The sequence below is a fragment of the Fervidobacterium islandicum genome (assembly GCF_000767275.3).
Taxonomy (GTDB): domain Bacteria; phylum Thermotogota; class Thermotogae; order Thermotogales; family Fervidobacteriaceae; genus Fervidobacterium; species Fervidobacterium islandicum.
The window spans coordinates 2,060,550-2,078,337 of the sequence record NZ_CP014334.2 but is presented as its reverse complement, the minus strand read 5'-3'; the positions used below and the strand labels follow the sequence as shown (position 1 = coordinate 2,078,337).

The following is a 17,788-nucleotide window of genomic DNA, read 5'->3' as shown; positions in this document are numbered from 1 at the left end:
AAAACAAACGGAGCGCTTTTTTATTCCTTTGCTCGCATTTCTTGATTCTCAATCAGTTCGTTCAAGAACTTCACATAACTGTCGTATCTTGAAGGACTTATCTTCCCTTTCTCAACAGACTTTTTTACAAAGCATTCGGGTTCATTCAGATGTAAACAATCCGGGAAGAAGCAATTATCGTTTTCGAACTCGATGAAAAGCTCTCGTAGCTCCAAAGGCTTGATGTGTGAAATCTCAAGACTTGCAAACCCTGGCGTATCAACTACCCATCCTCCGAACGAAAGCGAAAGCAGTTCAGCAGCTGTGGTTGTGTGCTTACCGCGTTCCAACTTTTCAGAAATCTCACCGGTTCTTAATTTAAGTGTACTTTCTATAGTGTTCAACAGGCTGCTCTTACCGACACCCGACATACCTGCAAAGACAGATACCTTTCCCATCAGGTGTCTTTTTAGCTCCTCTAAACCAACCTTTTCGACGGCACTTGTTTTAACTATCGGGTAAAGTTTTCCGTATATGGATTCAAATTGCATGATCTGTTTCTCGGAAAGTAAATCCACTTTGTTTAATGCGATGACTATGGGCAACTTTTCATACTCTACCAAAACAATGAACCTATCAAGAATATCGTAAGGCACTTGTGGTTTCTCAAGAGTAGTAACGATTATAACCTGATCCACATTTGCAACGCTCGGCTTTTTTAATTCGTTGTTCCTATTCAGAATATTCTCCACTACCCCTTCGTTGCCAACAACTTTGACGTATTCAACCACATCACCAACGATGGGTCTTATCCCTTGCTTCTTAAACTTACCTCGCAACTTACATAAAAACCTTTCACCACTTTCGAGGTCCTGAACCACGAGAAGATTAGAGTAAAACTTAATAACCCTGCCCAATTTCCTTTCTTGCTTCATCTCTCAGAACTGACCCCCTTGATTAAGCGGAGTGCCTTCGCTCAAAGGATAACTTTCGTTTGTTTCTTGCTCAGTTTTAGTTTCCTGGGAACTCCGAGATTCAACCGGAACTGACGGTGGAATAACTTCCAGCGCACTTTCCGTCCCTCCCGGCTGTGGCTCGCTTATAGTGCTATCGAGTCTTTCCATTGGACGCTCCTCGTTCTCGGAAGAACTTGTACCTGCAGAGCCCGTGCCCGTACTTACAAACAATGTAACAATGTCTCCTGTGAAAACTTTACTGCCGGGAGTAGGTGATGTTTGGATAACTGTACCCTCCAACCCACCCTCAGGCACTTTTTTGATTACGGAATGTATTTCCATCAGGTTGAAAAGTTGCTGAACGCTCTTATACCACGTTCCTTTAAAATCTGGAATTAGCAGCGATTTCTGAACTGCATTCTCAGCAAACAGCTTTACTTTTCTACCCTTCTTCACGACCGTATTGCCGGGAGGATCCATGTTGATAACCTTTCCAGAATCGCCCACTTTTTCAATTTTGAAACCCATACTCCTCAGTTTTTGTTCTGCCGTTCGGACATCGGTACCTATGAAATTTGGAAGAAGCACAGTTCCCTTTTTCGTTTCCAGGAACATCAACAAATAAAACGAAAGGAGTCCTGAAATTACCGCCAACATCAACACGATAACGACTAAAACCGGAGCAGAAACGAGCAACACGCCTATGTTTTTTCCTTTCTTCGATGCGTCATTTTTCACTTTTTTCCCTCTTTTGTCGATCAACGGTACCATCCCCTTATTTTGTTTCTTTCACCTTGTTTACTTTACCACCAGATATATGTCTTCTTCTGAGCTGACCGCAAGCTGCATCTATATCGGTTCCCTTTTCTTTCCTTATTTCGTTTTCGATATTGTGCTTATCGAGAATCTGCTTGAACCTTTCAATAGCCCAGTGATGCGGTCTTTCCATCCTTATCTCACTGTCGGTTTGGACAGGATTAACCGGTATGAGATTTACGTAAGCTCCTATTCCTTTGAGGAGCTCGGCAAGTTTTTCAGCATCATCCGGAAAGTCGTTGAATTCTCTAATCAAGATGTACTCAAATGTGACGCGATTCTTAGTGATCTTCTGGTATTCCTTCACAGCGTGGATTATTTCTTCGACGGAGTATCTTCTGTTCAATGGAATTATCATGTCCCTTTTGTAATTCGTCGGAGCGTGCAGTGAAATAGCAAGTTTGACTTCTGGTAGGTCATTTGCCAGCTGCACTATTTTTTCCGGTAAGCCTACCGTTGATATCGAAATTCTCCTCATACTTATGTTCTTACCCTTTTTATGATTCAATATCCGCACACTCTTCACGACTTCGTTGTAATTCAAAAGTGGCTCGCCCATACCCATATAAACGATGTTTCCTATGTTCACACGCCTTTCTTTTTCCATAGCGATAACCTGAGCTACGATTTCACCTGCGGAAAGATTCCTTACATAACCACTCTGGCCGGTCGCACAGAACGCACATTTAACAGGACAACCAACCTGCGATGAAATGCACGCAGTCACCCTATCTGGGTGGAACAGCAGCACGGATTCTATTGTGTTTCCATCATCCAGTTCCCAAAGAAATTTCGTCGTCTTATCAATTTTTGAAACTTGCATATCTAAAAGTTTTGGGATACCAATATAGAACCTCTCGGCAAGAATTTGCCTGTGCTCTTTTGAAAGATTTGTCATCTCACCGAAGTCAAATATTTTCTTTTTGAATATCCAGTCCCACACTTGATCAACGCGGAATTTTTCAAGTCCGAGTTTTGCGAATTCTTCAACCAGTTCTTCGTAAGTAAAATCCAGTAAGTTCTTTTTAACACTTCCCATATCTATCACCTTCGTTTCCAATTTTTAGTTATTTCACATAAAAAGAGCAGCAGCCGTGATAATCATAAGTTCTATCTGTAGGCTTCACAATAAAGCCCGCGTGCCTTTGTATCCTTTCTTGCAGCTGTTTTCTGTATTCGCCTCGTGGGTGCATACAACCAAGTACGACATTATTGAACAACTTGCTTGCTTTTTCAAATATCTTCTCCACCTCGTCTATTTCCGGTGGCTGACAATTCGCATACCTCGTCAAAGGAGTTGGGATAAAAACGTTTAAGACAACGCTTTCAAAATATTCTGAAAGCACTTCGAGAGCTTTTCCCTCATGAGATATTTTACCACACAAAACACCGATTGTTATATGTGGCACCTTTTGGACTTTTAAAGGCAAAACCGCATCTAATATCTGCTCTGGTTCCCTTTCTATACCGTATATTTCCTTCAGTACATCTTTGTCAGCGTAGAAATCGAAGCTGACCACGTCTGCAACTTCTTCTATCTCATAAGGCGGATTGAGGGGAAAGCCTATGTGAAAGTTGTATTTCAAACCGTATTTTTCTTTGAGCTCTTTAAGAAAGCTGATGTACTTTCCAAAAGGTATCTCTCCGTTTGGCAACATCCCGCCACTGATGAGGAAAGATTTGTACTTTTCTGCGTACTTTTCCAGGTCCTCAACTTGAACCATGTGTTTTAAATAATGTCCTCCGCAGTGTGCGCAATTAAGAGGACAACCTTTGGTAACGCTAACCGATAAAGTTGCGGATGGATCTATTCCGATAAACTCACGCTTGCCCATATCTAACCTCTCTCAACATAATAATTTCTCTCGAACTACAACCTGCATCTCCAATCTATAGGTGCGGTTGTGACTCGCTCTTTCTCATCAAGTTGCATCCAACCATCAAGGTCAAACTCGATCAACTTATCCAGTGCGCTTTCGTACTCTTGCTTTGTGATCTTCCTGCCTATCAGTGGGTCGTTTTTCGCACCAAAGTGTGGAATGTATTGGGACATAAGAGCAACTGGTATCCTCTTATCGAGCTTGGCTATGAACTCAAACGCTTTTTCATGACCACTCACATTGTTTGGCAGCACAAGGATTCGCACGATAAGTCCTCTCATCCTTTCCTCATCGAAAGGGCCTACTTGCCTGTACATTTCCAAAATCGCTTGCTGCGCAACATCCCAATAATCCGGAACTTTCGAATAAACCTTTCCGTATTCATTATCCGTGTACCTTATATCGGCAAGGTACACATCAACGTAGCCTTCGATTTCTCTCAACACTTCGACTCTTTCGTAACTTGATGTATTGTAAACAACTGGCAACGAAAAACCTCTTTCCCTTGCCATGTCCAAAGCCTTGATTATCCAAGGAAGATGCGGTGTTGGAGTCACCAAATCAAGCGTTTTTGCACCCGCCTCTTGCGCTTTCAAAAACCCGCAAGCCAACTCTTCTACGCTTATCTCAAACCCAACGCCTTTCTGCGAAAAACCCATGTTCTGACAATAAGTACATTTCATTTGACAACCCGTGAAAAATACCGCAGCTGCACCTTTCTCCCCAGACAATGGTGGTTCTTCACCTTTGTGAAGAACGATATTCGACAATTTAGGCAAATATCCAACCGTGCAGACACCTTTCGTTACACTTCTATCCACCTTACACATCCTCGGACATAACGTACATTCGTGGAGGATTTCTATTCCAATTCCCATATTCTTGAACATGCCTCCTACTGGCTTGAAATTTTCGGTAATTCTGATTATACCACGCAAAACAATGGAATAGATTTAGAATATGTTTAGATTGTGTTGTTTAAACCTTAATTAATTGTTTGTTCGAAAGGTAAGTTGTGGTATAATTTTATTCAGTACGAAAACAACATACATAAAAACCAAAAAAGCGGGGGTGTTCATTGTGTTGGAAAAATTGGTTGAAAAACTGACGATGGCAAAAAGTCCAAGTGGGAGGGAATCGGAAATAACTCAGGTAATCCTCAAAGAACTCGAAGGGCATATCGATGGTTACAGAATAGACAAGCTTGGTAATTTAATCGTTTGGAAGAATGGCAAAAGTGATAAAAAAGTCCTTCTTGACGCCCACATGGACGAAATCGGTGTTGTTGTTACAAATATCGATGACAAAGGCTTTCTCAAAATAGACAGAGTTGGTGGTGTTTCTCCGTACACGATTTACCAATCAAGATTGAGATTTGGAGATGTGGTTGGCATTGTGGGAATCGAGGGCGAAACACCAGAAGAACTCCAAACCAACATCCAAAAGATGTCGTTTGAAAAACTCTTCGTCGATATCGGAGCAAAATCAAGGCAAGAGGCTGAAAAATTGTGTCCAATCGGCACGTTCGGAACGTTCGATAGCTATTTCATCAAACAAGGTGAATACATGATAAGCAAATCGATGGATGATAGAATCGGATGCGCGGTTATAATAGAAGTACTCAAACGTTTGAAGGAACCTACGAACACCGTATACGGCGTATTCGCTGTTCAAGAAGAAGTGGGACTCATCGGAGCACACGTTGCGGGATACGATATAGAGCCTGACGTTGCAATAGCACTAGATGTTACAGGCGTTGGAGACACGCCAAAAGGATTGAAGAGGGTCCCGATGGAACTTGGCAAAGGTACGTGTATAAAAGTAAAGGATTCCGCTTCGATAAGCAACAGACACATCGTCGACAAGCTAAAAGAACTCGCTGAAAAGTACAACATACCGCATCAGATGGAAGTACTCATATTCGGAGGAACCGATGCAGCGGGTTACCAAGCCACGAAAGCAGGTATACCGAGCGCTACGATATCTATACCAACAAGGTACATCCACACCCCGAGCGAAATGGTGTACGAACCTGATGTGGAAGCTACAATAGAACTTACCATAAAGTACTGCGAAGAGGGGTTATAATCAGCAATGAAGCAGAGGACACCCATTGGTTCGAGAAAGTGGAGGGAAATTACTGATTTTGACTTAAAAATCCTATCAGTTATCATCATAGCACTTTCGTTAGTTACAATAGCACTGGCATTTTACGCATTTTATCTGAAGATGCAGAAGTCCAAAGTCGAAGTTGTGATACGGGAGATAGGGACTAACACTAATCCACCAGTGGAAAAGACGTTAACGACAGCAACGCAGACCGTTATTGTAGTCGAGCCTGCACAGGAGAGTACATTAACTGTGCTCTTACCTTCGGTGGCTAATGAAAGCACCCTTACTCAATCACAAGTTATAAAGCCTTCGAGCGAAGAAGGTAAACAAAACAAACAAACCGAGAATTTAATACCTTTGATACAAGCAACAAGCACTACAGATACCGCAGCCGCACAATCTTCTCAATCTTCCGACCAATCTTTAGGAACTAAGGTAAACCAGAGTGCAACTATGACGACTGCAGAAGGCGGGCAGGCGAAACCTGTTATTGAAGAAAACAAGTTCCTCAAAGATATCACAAAGTTCGACTACAACCTCTTAGTTTCAAGGATGGCTGAGAATCTACCCGGAAGTATTTTAACGAATGCGTACGTGTACGTTGTTGATGGAGAGACCGCCCTCAAGATAGCAAAGATAACACAGAACTATGTATTAGACCGTACAGGTTCAGGCAAGTATGTAGTTGTGACACCAACGAACGTGATGCCTGAATTGAATCCCTCAAAAGGATTTTGGACGGTGAAGACCGATCCAGTTTCAAGCTCAAAAGAAGCTTTCAAATCCGTTGTCAACCTTAGAACACTCGGCATAAGTGCTTTCAGCGTCTCTACGAACGCAGGGTACGTCATCTGTTTTGGAATATTCACCAGCGAAAATCAGGCGAAGAACTTCTACTTCTCACAGGATTGGGTAGAGCTCGAAAAATACGGCTACACAAAAGGGGCAAAGGTAACCAAAATAGGAGGGTAAATTCGACAACTCAGATGAGAACGGTAAAAAAGATATGAAACAAACGTGGCGTACGGGTGTATCTCAGGGGGATTGTATTTATGTTGCCATTGAACCGTGTTGGTGGATACAAGCCAAACGAAGACCAGGGCGACTCGGAACGTTTTTCTCCAGAAATCTTGCTTACAAGATTTCTGGAGTTTTTAAAATCACTTCACTCCAAGCTCTCGAAGGAACAAAAGACGTTTTTCCTTCTTTTTTCAGCACTGATAGTTATCTCAGGTGTACTCTTCAATCCCAGCTACGATAGATTGAAATTGCAGGCAGAGGGTATGGGTGGCGAAAACAAAACAACCCAGGGCACGCTTCAAGAAGCTCAGCGAAATTACGCACCGTCTGTTATAGATCTAAACACCGCTTCTTTTGAGGAGCTCCAGACACTTCCCGGCATAGGTCCCTCAAAAGCGCGAGCGATAATCGAATACAGGGAAAATCAAGCGTTCACAAAGCCTGAGGATATAATGAGCGTTCCTGGAATCGGGCAAAAAACATACGAAAAGTTGAAAGACAGAATAAAGGTTGAAAGAGTTGAAATCGCGGGTGCGAAAAACACCGCCGGCAGACCTCAAACCGTTCCAGAAATTGAAAATGATAACCAGACACTCCAGCAAGCAAAACTCAACCAATCACAGACGGCACAAAAACAAGAACAAGCTAAGATTAACATCAACACAGCAACTTCTGAAGAATTACAAAAACTTCCAGGTATAGGTCCTACCAAAGCGCAAGCTATAATCGATTACCGAACAGCTAACGGCCCATTTAAAACCATTGAAGAGATCAGAAACGTAAAAGGAATTGGTGAGAAAACTTTCGAAAAACTGAAGGAACTGATAACCGTTCGCTGAAAGTTAGAAAAATTCCGGAATTCTTTATAATCCTTATTCTTTATTTCTTGAGCCCATAAATACCCCTAACCTCATCGTAGTTTTTGAAAAATACATCGCACACCTTTGAGTCGAACTTCTTTCCGCAGCTATCTTTAATGTAACGTATAGTATCATCCTCACTCCATGCAGGCCTGTAAATTCGGTCAGAAAGTAAAGCATCGTACACATCGACTATACTGACGATCCTTCCTTCAAGCGGTATATGTTCACCTTTCAATCCCTTCGGATAACCTGTTCCGTCCCAGTTCTCATGATGGTAAAGTGCTATATTTGCTGCCAACTTAAAGAGCGGGTGTTCAACACTGGCGAGTATATTGTAGCCGATGATAGTGTGTCGCTTCATAATTTCGAATTCTTCATCTGACAACTTGGCCGGTTTATTCAAGATAGCGTCCGGTATACCTATCTTCCCAACATCGTGCAACATCGCGGCGATTTCGAAAAACTCGAGATATTCACCTTCGTATCCCAATTTCGAAGCGATTAACCTTGAAAGTTTTCCGACTCTCCTCACATGCTCGCCTGTTTCCAGTGACCTAGTTTCGGTAACTTCAGAAATTATATAAATTATCTTGTATAGAGTTTCTACCAAGTCTTTCGACAAAACATAATTATTCACAGCCGAAAGGTAACGTTCCAAGAACATGGTCATTAGCTCGGACTGATGACGTGTCAAAGGTTTAGAAAAATCTACTCTTATCCTCTCACCTAAGCCTATTTCTTTTCTCAAGACGAACTCTACACTCTTACTTTCATTCCAAGACACGTTGGTAGAATAAGCGTTACCATTGAACTTGTCAGCTCTGACCTCACTAAGCTTCTCGATTCTGACGGTCAATCCCAAAATCTTAGAAAAGCTGTCGAACGCTTCCGTTAAGACGTCGTCGAAATCTTCGACGTTTGAGTTGAGCACTACGGAAGAATAAAACGCACTCCGCTCCAAAAGTTTCCTTTGTGTGTCGAGCTCAATGATATCTCTGTACTCTCTCAACCTTGCAATTATCATCGTATACAATCCGTTACTGGAAAGTTCCGCCTTCTCTCTGTAATCATTTATATCGTACTTCAAAACAATCTCCCTTGGCGGTGCAAATCCAGGCTGCCCGGTTCTAATGACAAGCCTTATATATGGATTCTTCAATTCCTCCCTGATGTATCTGACCAAATCAAGCCCTGAGGTATCCTTTTCCATGACAACGTCGATCATAGCAAGGGCTATGTCTGGCACTTGCGTAAGTATCTTTTTGGCCTCATCGGCAGAAAAAGCACTGTATAGTTTTACCTTCTTTCCTTCGAACTCAATATCCCTTGCAACGACCGACGTGATAGCATGAACATCAGGTTCGTCGTCTACAACTAAAATTTTCCAAAATTCTCCATTGCTATCTTTTATTCCTGATTTTTTCAAAAACTCTGGCATTCTATGTCACCTCCTACATAAAAATATGGTATAAATAATTTAGCTTAAAAAAATTGAGGGCAGGACAACTTATGTCACCTTGGCTTTTAAGCCATTTAAGGAGTCTGTTGCCTGCCTTTAACCATGATTAGTTGGTTGGGCTTTCAGCCCTCGTCAGCATGGAGGATTGGTTCAGCAGGCTCCCTGCCCTCATCATTCGAAAGGAGGATTTTTCATGGATAACTTCCCTGTTTTCGTCGGCATCGATGTTTCCAAGGATAAGTTCAACGTCTGCGCTATCTCTAATCCCAGTTCCATCATCTTCGAATCTTCTTTCGATATGTCCCAGCAAGGCTTTTCCTCCTTCGCAAACAAACTCTCTGCCTTCCCAAAACAATCCATCATCATCGCTATGGAATCTACTGGCTGTTATCATCTCAACCTTCTGGCTTTCCTTTCTTCCAACGACTTTGCTTGCGCTGTTTTTAATCCTCTAACTGTTAAAAACTTTGCTTCTCTTCGAAAGACCAAAACCGACAAAATCGATGCTCGCATTATCGCTACTGCTTTGTTTTACCTACAACATCAAATTCCTTCTTCTGCTTTTGTCAACTCTGAGCTTCGTGATATTGTCAGAGCACGCGAAAACATTATCCACCGCATCGCAAAAGTTAAAGACAATATCGAAAAACTGCTCAACGTTCTTTTCCCTGAACTCGAAAGAGTTACCAATATCTACAGTGACACTATCCTCAATCTTCTTTCTCATTTCCCTTCTGCCAAGGCTATTCAAAAGGCTCGTAATCTGGATGTGTTCTTTTCCAAAGACCGTGGCAGAAGTACAAAACTTAATGCTCAAAAACTTAAAGAACTCGCTAATAACTCGATTGCTCAATATTGGCCGATGAAAGAAAAGATTCTTGTGCAAAATATCAAAGAACTACAATTTTTACAGCAACAGCTTGAAGAATACGACAAGATGATGAAAGAATATTGCGAATGTAGTGCGATAAACCTTGATATCGAGATACTCACGTCAATACCAGGTATTGGTGAAAACAGCGCGATGCATTTCTTGGCAGAAGTTGGAGATATCTCAAGATTTAGTACATACAAAAAACTCATTGCGTATTGTGGACTCGATCCAAGCATTGCCCAATCAGGCAAAAGCAAAGTAGAAGGACACATATCGAAAAGGGGCAATGCCCACCTAAGACGAATACTATGGCTAATGGCAGTGAGTGTAGTGATTCACAACGAATATTTCCGAACATACTATGAACGAAAAAGGCAGCAAGGTATACCGTACAAAAAAGCGATAATGTCAGTAGTACACAAGTTATTGCGAACGTTGTACGCAATGTTGAGAAAGAAAGAGAAGTTCAATATTGATTATGCTATCTCACACTCAAAACAAAAATTTAATTTTGCATAGTTGACTCTCAACCTTCTCAGAGCAAGTGACTTCATCAAAAAAGCCTTTGAGGAATTTTAAACGTTTTCTTACCGTTCTTTTTTCATCAAGGGGATCTTAATATGGAAAGTTGTCCCTTTTCCAGGCATGCTTTCAAGTTCGATTTCTCCACCAAGTATATCTACAACAAGGTTGTACACGATGCTCAGTCCCAACCCTGTGCCAGATTCCTTATCGGTTGTGTAAAACGGTTCGAAAGCACGTTTTTTGGTCTCTTCGTCCATTCCCTTCCCATTGTCAGAAAAAGTAAAAAGCAGAAATTCACCATCATTGCGGCTTTTAACTTTTTCAAACTTTATCACAATTTTCCCAGGATTGTCGTAGTCGAATGCGTGAACTATGGCGTTGTCTATCAAATTCATCAAAATCTGGGCAATTACACCTGGGATAGTATACGCCACCAGGTTGTCGTCTACTTCTGTAACAACTTCGATCTTCGTCTTTCTCAACTTAGGATGCATTGCGTTAAGAACATCGTTTACCACAGATTTTATATTAACCTCAGCCCAAGTTTGAGTCATCTCGTTCAGTGCCACACGCTTCAAACTCTGCACAAGTTCTGTTATTTTTCTGGCATTCCGAATCATAATATCAGTTAACTCACGCACAGTGTTCAAGCAATCTTTGAAATCCTCTTCCGTAAGTTCATCGGCTTCGAACTTTTCCCTCACACTTTCCAATCTGTTCATCTGTTCAGTCAAAGACGAATAAATTATCCCTGTAGGTGTGTTAATATCATGCGCGATGTTCACCATCAATTTGCCAAGTGCAGCCATCTTTTCAGCGTTGATGACTTTGTTTTGCGCTTCTTCAAGCTCGTTGAAAGCCGTTTCAAGTTCAGAGTTCATCTCGTTAAGTTCATTGACCATCAAGGCAAGCTGTTTGTTCTTTTTTAGATTCAAAATCAGAAGTACAAGAACTATATAGAACAGCGTAGCAACGAAACCCGTAGTGACTAAAAACATTCTGGCTTGCCTGTCCGTGTAACCAAAGCTTATGCTACCTACAAATGTATCTGCAAACGTGAGGTTAAGTGATTTTGCCAATCGTCTTGTTCCGAAAATCTGGTCGAAGAGTGTTAGTTCCAATTTTTTCTCTTTAATGGCAAGTTTACTGCCTTTATCATCGTAAACCGCAACTGAAAAGATATCCCTTTTTTCAATCATAACTTTTACGAGTTCTTCAATAACCCTTCTATCGTAAGTCCAAGCTGGATAAGAGAGGCTGGCAGCCATGTTTTTCATGAAGGTATCAATTTCTTTTTGCCAGTTTTCGTAGAAGGTTTTTGCATACCATGAGAATATAAAAGCGACGATAACAAGTATAACAAGATTTAGAGCAAGATATATTCTCTCCGACTTTCGTTCTTTATATTTTCCAACCACATTTTCACCTTCTACAAGATTTGTCAAGTACGACAAGTGTGTTAAAATACCAAAACTCGAAAAGAGTTCTTAAAATATGCTCTTTTTTATTATACCACAAGCAACCTTACTTCCAAAAATCTTCATAGGTTATCCCATACTTGCTTAGGATCTGCAAATACTCCTTTGTTGATTTAAACTGGCGCAAAACTTGTGAAAAATTCTCTGACAACAGAGTTCCTTGGTAATTATTTGAGAATGCCAAGTAGTAAATCATCTTCTCTCCAAAAGTTGGAGACCACTCAACATTAATGCCCAGTTCCTTTGCAAGCTGTCTGCCCACAAGTAAATTACACACAAAAAGCTCTATTCTGCCACCTTGCAAAAGCTTAAATCCTACCTCGTCAGTTGGTACCGCGATTTTTCTGAACCTCGAATTCCAGAACCAATCGCCGTAGGCATATCCATCCGTATAACCGCACAGCGTTTCAGGCGGTACTCCTTCAAGGCTGTTTATACTGACCTTTGAGCCCTTCAACTTAAAAAGCACATCTTTTCCAGTGCTTAATGGCTCTTCTGGAAAGCTTAGAAACCCTTTTCGCTCATCACTGATTCTCAAACTCATTATACCATCGTACGCCCCGACCTTCATCAGTTCAACGCACCTTGGCCACGGGAACGTTATAAAAACTGGTTTATATCCCATCTTATTTAAAACTGCTCGGACAACGTCCACGTCCACACCTACCCAATCTTTCTTAACGGGATCGTACCATTCGTACGGTTTCCAGTCAATGGTAAGAATCTCTACTGTGTTACCAGGTGAAACATACTGCTCGAGGCTGTATTTCTTTATCAACTTTTCAATAACTCCTTCTGAGTGCAATCTTTTGACGACGTTCTCCAACTTTTCCACTACTGTCTTGTCCAGATTTTTCGAGTAAACGATGTAATGATAATATTTTTCGGAAGGAACAGTTAAGTAATCGTACTTTCCCTTAGAAGCACTTATCGTGTATCCGAGTATCAAACTGGAATAGAAAATCGCATCTATACGCCTCTCATCGAGTGCTCTTAAAGCTTCATCGAGATTTTTGAAAGCCACTGTCTCTTGCCTGACTTTGATACTTGGCACACTTTCTGAAGTTACCGTTCCACCTATCACGCCTATTTTCACTTGCAACTTTTCGTTGAACTTTTCCTTTTCCTTTGCACTTACAAGGAACATCTCCCTTAAACCGTACAGTGGTGGCTGGAGATAATTAGCAGACTCTCCGCGCTGCTTGTCGTACGCAGCACCTATGAACACCTGAATTTCTCCCTTTGAAAGTGCGCTGAAGATTTCAGAAATCGTTTTTAACTGATTCGATTTGTATTCGATTCTAATTCCAGAAGATTTGAGCTCCTTGTTCAGCTCAACAACGATGTCGTGGCAAAAACCTGTAAGCGAGTTACCCTTTAGCATGAACTTTGGCGCAACATCTTGAGCGTACGTGTAAAGCACCGTCTGGCCGAATCCCAAGCTCCAAACCAAAGGCACTAAAAATAACACAATTAATGACGATCTCTTAGCCCAAAAAGGGTTTGTGTTCCTTCTATTCAAAACTTCCTTCATCTTTCCACCTCTTTCAGACGGCTTTTCGCATGTTTCAATTCCTTGATAAACAAAACAACACTTAATAACACGAGGAAAAACAGCGTTCCCGTTAACGCTCCAGAAGAATCGATTACCACATCGTTCAATGAAGCGCCCCGTCTGTAGAATATCTGGTTGTACTCATCGAATATAGCATACGTTGAAGGCAGAGTGACACCCACAACCGCCGCTATTATTATATCCCCTTTCCACCAAAAAAATGTTAAGGCCGTCAAAAATCCGAACACAAGATACAATCCAAAGTGTGCCGTCTTTCTTATCACCATCTCGGCAGGTACGTATTCCGTGCCAAACCAAAGTATCTTCACTCTTCTTTCCATCTTCTTGAAAAGCTCTGTGTTAGAAAAATCCAAAACACTATCAATTTTCTTTATCACTCGGTACACAAAATGCGACTGTTTGTGAGATTCATCAGGCGGTCTGGTAGAAAAGTAAAATATAACTCCAATCCAGAGCAATACAACGCTGAATAATATCAACGAAACGATCCTTCGTACTCTCTCAGAACTTTTCCCGAACTGCTTATAGAGTTTTGCCATCTATCCTCAACTCCTGAATTTCTCAGCTCAGAGCTTTCTGAAATATTCCAGCTTTCCTCTTTCAAAAGTGATACCAACTTCCCCTATATCAATCAAATATTTGCAATACGCCTTCAACGTTTGGAGCAACAATACGTACGCTGTTGCATCGAGTGGGATCGAAAATTCACGAACCACCTCGCTTAAAATCTGGTCGATTGTCTTTGGCTCTAAAACAACTCCAGCGATAAATCCTGCAACGTATTCAAGGACCTTCTTGTTCTCCTCAACAAGACTAAGAAATTCTTTCTTTAACAGTTCTCCGTTATCAGTTCCAAAATCGAAGATCTCACCGTGACTTGGTACGATGAAATCAACACTCTCAACCCATTTATTTAGACCTGCCAAAGTTTTGAGGTGTTCAGCCACATCGCATAGAAAATACACCTTGTACTTCTCTATTGTCTGCTTTGAAACAACCGCATCAGCTATGAAGAATATCCTCTTACCTCCATCCTTGATCAGCACACCAATCATATCGAACGAATGTCCGGGCAGTGGTATAGTCTCTACTCCGAGCTCATCAGACCAGCCGTATTCAAGAATGTTCGTCACAATCGATGGTGTTGCCATCAAGAATTTGTTGTCTATACCATCAAAAATCGGTCCGCCCCAAAGATACATGGGTTCAAGCTGGGTATGTTCGATAAAAGCACTCTCAAAATCCGCTGCGTAGATCTTACACTTGCTTTTTTGCTGTAATAAGCTATTTCCACCGATGTGGTCGGCGTGCGAGTGAGTATTGACTATAGTAAAGTTTTTCACACTTTCGCTTTCCAAAAATTTCAATATCTTTTTACCGTATTCTGCACTGCTTCCAGAGTCTATCACCACGCATTCATCTCTAAAGAAAAAACCCACGTTAACAGGTGCTCTCAGCACTTTGACTGATTTGGTTATTTCAACTATCTCGTACATGCTCTCACTCCTTATGTTCTTTTACTCTCTCTTAACTGAAAACTTTCAAATCAATTATACCACTTCCAAAATCCATCGAAGTTACCTAATCTACACTATCTTCTTTCCGCGCAGTACAAAATAGCCACCGAAAAAGACATTATCAAGTTCCGATAATTTTTCGAATTTCCTTTGCTCTTCTGCCCAGAACAGAGAATCCTGAATACCGTTGATCACTTTCAGATTATTCAGCGAAATCCCAACCTTTGAAACAGGATAGCCTCTGAACAACCTCTCAGCCAGGCTTTCGATCACCTTTGAAATGAGCAGGAAATCGTTCGTGTGGAAAACAAACGAGCGGGAAATTGAGAACGAACCGAACCTGTCTTTTAAATACAAACTCACACTCTTTGTGCCCATCTTTCCCCTCAATAACTTCGAGTACAGCCCAAAAGTAAGGTACTTATACACCTCGAGCAATTCATCTAAATTGTCCACATGTCTATCTAAAGAAAGCGAATGTCCAACACTTTTTGGGGGAACGAATTTGAAAAATTCAGGTTCCGTATACTCTTTCAAAATCAACGCCTTCAGCTTTTGGAAACCACTCAACCCTTCAAGTCTTTTTTCATCTAAAAACTGCCCAAGAGTTTCTATACCGAATTCTTCCAAGACCTTCGCACTCTCTTTACCAACACCCACCACATTCTTTATCGGCAACTCCTTGGCAAAACTTTCAAAGTCCTCGACGACGAAAAATCCATCAGGCTTTGCCACCTCGCAGGCACTCTTTGCAATGATCGGATTTTTCCCCACACCCACCGTGCAAGTAAGGTTGAGCCTCTCTTTTATCTCTTCTTTTAACTCCCTGAGCCTTGCCAAACCTTCAGACACATTACCGACCACATCGACTGCTATATACACTTCGTCTATACTCGCCTCCTTGTAAACAGGGAAATATTTCTCGACAAGTTGGATAATCTTAAGCGTTGTGAATTCGTACTGCGAAAAATCCGCTTTCACGAATATGATTTTCGGGCACAGTTTCTTTGCCTCTGTGATGACCATCCCAGTCTTCACACCGAAACTTTTTGCCACATAATTTGCACTTATCACGATGGGCCTTTCACCATTTCCAATCACCGCAAAAGGCTTTCCTCTCAGCGAAGGGTTTTTCGATTCCTCAACGGAGGCAAAATAAGAATCCATATCCAACAAAGCAACACTCTTGTAAAGCATATCCTTGCCCCCTTTCGTCTGTCCACTTGTTATAGTGAACCAAATAGACCATATATCGCTCTTTGTTATGTTCGACAACATATATTATACATTTGTATAGTTTACTAAGGTATAGTATACCACAATAGAACGGTGAAAGTCAAACGTTGAAGAAATATATGAAAATTCCTTGAACATTTCCACAAAAATCGGTTTATAACTATTCAGTGTGGTAAAATATATCCAGAAAAAAAATTAAGTTTCAAAGGAGTGGTTGGTTTGAAATTCGCACTCTTGGGATTTGGATTAAGCAACAAATACGCAGCACGGTATTTGAAATCACTTGGAGAAGAGGTCTTTGTAAGTGAATCGGGAAGGCTTTCAGATGAAGACAAAGCCTACCTGCAGCAAGCTAACATACCGTACGAAGAAGGAACAAACAGCGAACGGATACTCGAAGCGGACATCATACTCACAAGCCCGAGCGTTCCATACAACCACCCGATACTTACAAAAGCTAAGGAAATGGGAAAGCACGTTGATACAGAGATAACCTACTTCACAAAAGACCTTGAATGGAAACCTACAATCATTGCGGTGACCGGCTCGGTGGGAAAAAGCACCACAGTCTCCATGATACACCACCTCATCTCAAAATCCGCAAGTTCTCAGCTGTCTGGAAATATAGGCATACCTATTGCGCAGGTGCTCCTTGAAGGGAAAAAGCCTGAATATCTTGTTATAGAAATCAGCAGTTTCCAGCTTTATTGGGCTGAGTACTTCAAACCGCACGTTGCAGTCATCACCAACATCTACCCCAACCACCTCGATTGGCATCCATCGATGGAACACTACGTTGAATCGAAGTTCAAAATAACAAAATTCCAAGACAACGAAGACCATTTCATTTACAATCCAAAGGATATGGAAACGTTCAGAAGGCTATCACTCGTCCAAGCCAAACGAGTACCGTTCACCGCTGATTTCAAATTCGACCAGATCCCATTCCACATACGCACAAAGCAAAATGTGGAAAACATTGCCGCTGCGAAGACCGTTTTGAAAGTTCTGAACCTCCCTTTCTCGATGAGTATGCTTGAAGATTTCGTCCCGCTTCCGCACAGGATGGAGTACTGCGGCACGATAAACGGTGCACACTACTACAACGATTCGAAGGCAACAAACGCAGCAGCCGTGCTAAAAGCACTCGAAAATTTCGACGGGAACCTCTTTTTGATAATCGCAGGTAAGGGCAAAAACGAAGACTACACACAACTAGCTGACGAAATAAAGAAAAAATGCAAACACGTTGCCATCGTTGGTCCCATCGCAGACCAGATCGAACCGTACTTGAAAGAACGGGAAATTAACTACAGACGTTACAAAGACATCGAAGAGGCGGTTGTTGAAATATCGAAGATGGCAGGCGAGGGAGATTACGTGCTTTTGGGACCGGCCGGTGCGAGCTACGATGCGTACAAAAATTTCGAAGAGCGCGGCGAACATTTCAAAGCGATAGTGAAGAGGCTGATAAATTCATAATATCAAACCAATGTC

Annotated in this window: 16 protein-coding genes; 5 read left to right on the top strand and 11 right to left on the bottom strand. The window is 41.6% G+C overall.

Translation table 11 applies throughout. From position 1 onward, the window contains the following. Positions 1–20: 20 nt before the first annotated feature. From rsgA to NA23_RS09865, 5 genes are read right to left on the bottom strand one after another with little or no spacing between them, the layout of a single operon-like run. Positions 21–914, bottom strand: coding sequence for a ribosome small subunit-dependent GTPase A (gene rsgA, locus NA23_RS09885; RefSeq protein WP_033191682.1), 894 nt, complete (start codon positions 912–914; stop codon positions 21–23). A gap of 3 nt (positions 915–917) precedes the next feature. After that, positions 918–1,673 (bottom strand): PASTA domain-containing protein, encoded by a 756-nt coding sequence (locus NA23_RS09880; RefSeq protein WP_158510142.1) that lies wholly within the window; start codon positions 1,671–1,673, stop codon positions 918–920. 37 nt (positions 1,674–1,710) lie between these two features. Continuing rightward, the gene (gene rlmN, locus NA23_RS09875; protein WP_033191684.1) at positions 1,711–2,790 is read right to left on the bottom strand and encodes a dual-specificity RNA methyltransferase RlmN; all 1,080 of its coding nucleotides are present in this window, start codon (positions 2,788–2,790) and stop codon (positions 1,711–1,713) included. A 28-nt stretch (positions 2,791–2,818) separates the two neighbouring features. Next, positions 2,819–3,586, bottom strand: coding sequence for a radical SAM protein (locus NA23_RS09870; RefSeq protein WP_084384093.1), 768 nt, complete (start codon positions 3,584–3,586; stop codon positions 2,819–2,821). Positions 3,587–3,621: 35 nt separating this feature from the next. Beyond that, entirely contained in the window at positions 3,622–4,521 is a 900-nt protein-coding gene (locus NA23_RS09865) for a radical SAM protein (protein WP_033191685.1), read from the bottom strand. A gap of 193 nt (positions 4,522–4,714) precedes the next feature. Here NA23_RS09865 and NA23_RS09860 point away from each other — a divergent pair, with 193 nt between their 5' ends. The 3 genes from NA23_RS09860 (at position 4,715) to NA23_RS10650 (ending at position 7,602) form a co-directional block, all read left to right on the top strand. Continuing rightward, entirely contained in the window at positions 4,715–5,719 is a 1,005-nt protein-coding gene (locus tag NA23_RS09860; protein WP_033192582.1) for a M42 family metallopeptidase, read from the top strand. Between the two features lie 6 nt (positions 5,720–5,725). Further along, positions 5,726–6,715, top strand: coding sequence for a hypothetical protein (locus NA23_RS09855; RefSeq protein ID WP_033191686.1), 990 nt, complete (start codon positions 5,726–5,728; stop codon positions 6,713–6,715). Between the two features lie 80 nt (positions 6,716–6,795). Beyond that, the gene (locus tag NA23_RS10650; RefSeq protein ID WP_275060688.1) at positions 6,796–7,602 is read left to right on the top strand and encodes a ComEA family DNA-binding protein; all 807 of its coding nucleotides are present in this window, start codon (positions 6,796–6,798) and stop codon (positions 7,600–7,602) included. A gap of 40 nt (positions 7,603–7,642) precedes the next feature. Here NA23_RS10650 and NA23_RS09840 read toward each other — a convergent pair whose 3' ends face one another. Next, entirely contained in the window at positions 7,643–9,064 is a 1,422-nt protein-coding gene (locus tag NA23_RS09840; protein ID WP_052107142.1) for an HD domain-containing phosphohydrolase, read from the bottom strand. 214 nt (positions 9,065–9,278) lie between these two features. On the opposite strand from NA23_RS09840, the gene NA23_RS09835 reads away from it, so the two are divergent. Further along, a complete protein-coding gene (locus NA23_RS09835) occupies positions 9,279–10,478 on the top strand; it encodes an IS110 family RNA-guided transposase (RefSeq protein WP_236938321.1) in 1,200 nt (399 codons plus the stop codon). A 68-nt stretch (positions 10,479–10,546) separates the two neighbouring features. Here NA23_RS09835 and NA23_RS09830 read toward each other — a convergent pair whose 3' ends face one another. From NA23_RS09830 to NA23_RS09810, 5 genes are all read right to left on the bottom strand, one after another. Continuing rightward, entirely contained in the window at positions 10,547–11,902 is a 1,356-nt protein-coding gene (locus NA23_RS09830) for a sensor histidine kinase (RefSeq protein ID WP_033191687.1), read from the bottom strand. A gap of 106 nt (positions 11,903–12,008) precedes the next feature. Next, positions 12,009–13,496: a transporter substrate-binding domain-containing protein gene (locus NA23_RS09825; RefSeq protein ID WP_052107143.1), complete on the bottom strand. Its 1,488-nt coding sequence runs from the start codon at positions 13,494–13,496 to the stop codon at positions 12,009–12,011. Beyond that, the gene (locus tag NA23_RS09820) at positions 13,493–14,077 is read right to left on the bottom strand and encodes a VanZ family protein (protein WP_052107144.1); all 585 of its coding nucleotides are present in this window, start codon (positions 14,075–14,077) and stop codon (positions 13,493–13,495) included. Before NA23_RS09820 ends, NA23_RS09825 begins: the two co-directional genes overlap by 4 nt. Before the next feature lie 27 nt (positions 14,078–14,104). Further along, positions 14,105–15,034, bottom strand: coding sequence for an MBL fold metallo-hydrolase (locus tag NA23_RS09815; protein ID WP_033191688.1), 930 nt, complete (start codon positions 15,032–15,034; stop codon positions 14,105–14,107). Between the two features lie 90 nt (positions 15,035–15,124). After that, positions 15,125–16,333: a DNA polymerase Y family protein gene (locus NA23_RS09810; RefSeq protein WP_084384089.1), complete on the bottom strand. Its 1,209-nt coding sequence runs from the start codon at positions 16,331–16,333 to the stop codon at positions 15,125–15,127. Between the two features lie 177 nt (positions 16,334–16,510). On the opposite strand from NA23_RS09810, the gene murD reads away from it, so the two are divergent. Then, a complete protein-coding gene (murD, locus tag NA23_RS09805) occupies positions 16,511–17,773 on the top strand; it encodes a UDP-N-acetylmuramoyl-L-alanine--D-glutamate ligase (RefSeq protein ID WP_033191690.1) in 1,263 nt (420 codons plus the stop codon). Positions 17,774–17,788 lie beyond the last annotated feature (15 nt).

Bases quoted from the DNA above. Each gene is read 5' to 3' on its own strand.
- rsgA (WP_033191682.1), bottom strand. From the start codon at position 914: ATGAAGCAAGAAAGGAAATTGGGCAGGGTTATTAAGTTTTACTCTAAT.
- rlmN (WP_033191684.1), bottom strand. From the start codon at position 2,790: ATGGGAAGTGTTAAAAAGAACTTACTGGATTTTACTTACGAAGAACTG.
- NA23_RS09870 (WP_084384093.1), bottom strand. From the start codon at position 3,586: ATGGGCAAGCGTGAGTTTATCGGAATAGATCCATCCGCAACTTTATCG.
- NA23_RS09865 (WP_033191685.1), bottom strand. From the start codon at position 4,521: ATGTTCAAGAATATGGGAATTGGAATAGAAATCCTCCACGAATGTACG.
- NA23_RS09855 (WP_033191686.1), top strand. From the start codon at position 5,726: ATGAAGCAGAGGACACCCATTGGTTCGAGAAAGTGGAGGGAAATTACT.
- NA23_RS10650 (WP_275060688.1), top strand. From the start codon at position 6,796: ATGTTGCCATTGAACCGTGTTGGTGGATACAAGCCAAACGAAGACCAG.
- NA23_RS09840 (WP_052107142.1), bottom strand. From the start codon at position 9,064: ATGCCAGAGTTTTTGAAAAAATCAGGAATAAAAGATAGCAATGGAGAA.
- NA23_RS09835 (WP_236938321.1), top strand. From the start codon at position 9,279: ATGGATAACTTCCCTGTTTTCGTCGGCATCGATGTTTCCAAGGATAAG.
- NA23_RS09825 (WP_052107143.1), bottom strand. From the start codon at position 13,496: ATGAAGGAAGTTTTGAATAGAAGGAACACAAACCCTTTTTGGGCTAAG.
- NA23_RS09820 (WP_052107144.1), bottom strand. From the start codon at position 14,077: ATGGCAAAACTCTATAAGCAGTTCGGGAAAAGTTCTGAGAGAGTACGA.
- NA23_RS09815 (WP_033191688.1), bottom strand. From the start codon at position 15,034: ATGTACGAGATAGTTGAAATAACCAAATCAGTCAAAGTGCTGAGAGCA.
- NA23_RS09810 (WP_084384089.1), bottom strand. From the start codon at position 16,333: ATGTTGTCGAACATAACAAAGAGCGATATATGGTCTATTTGGTTCACT.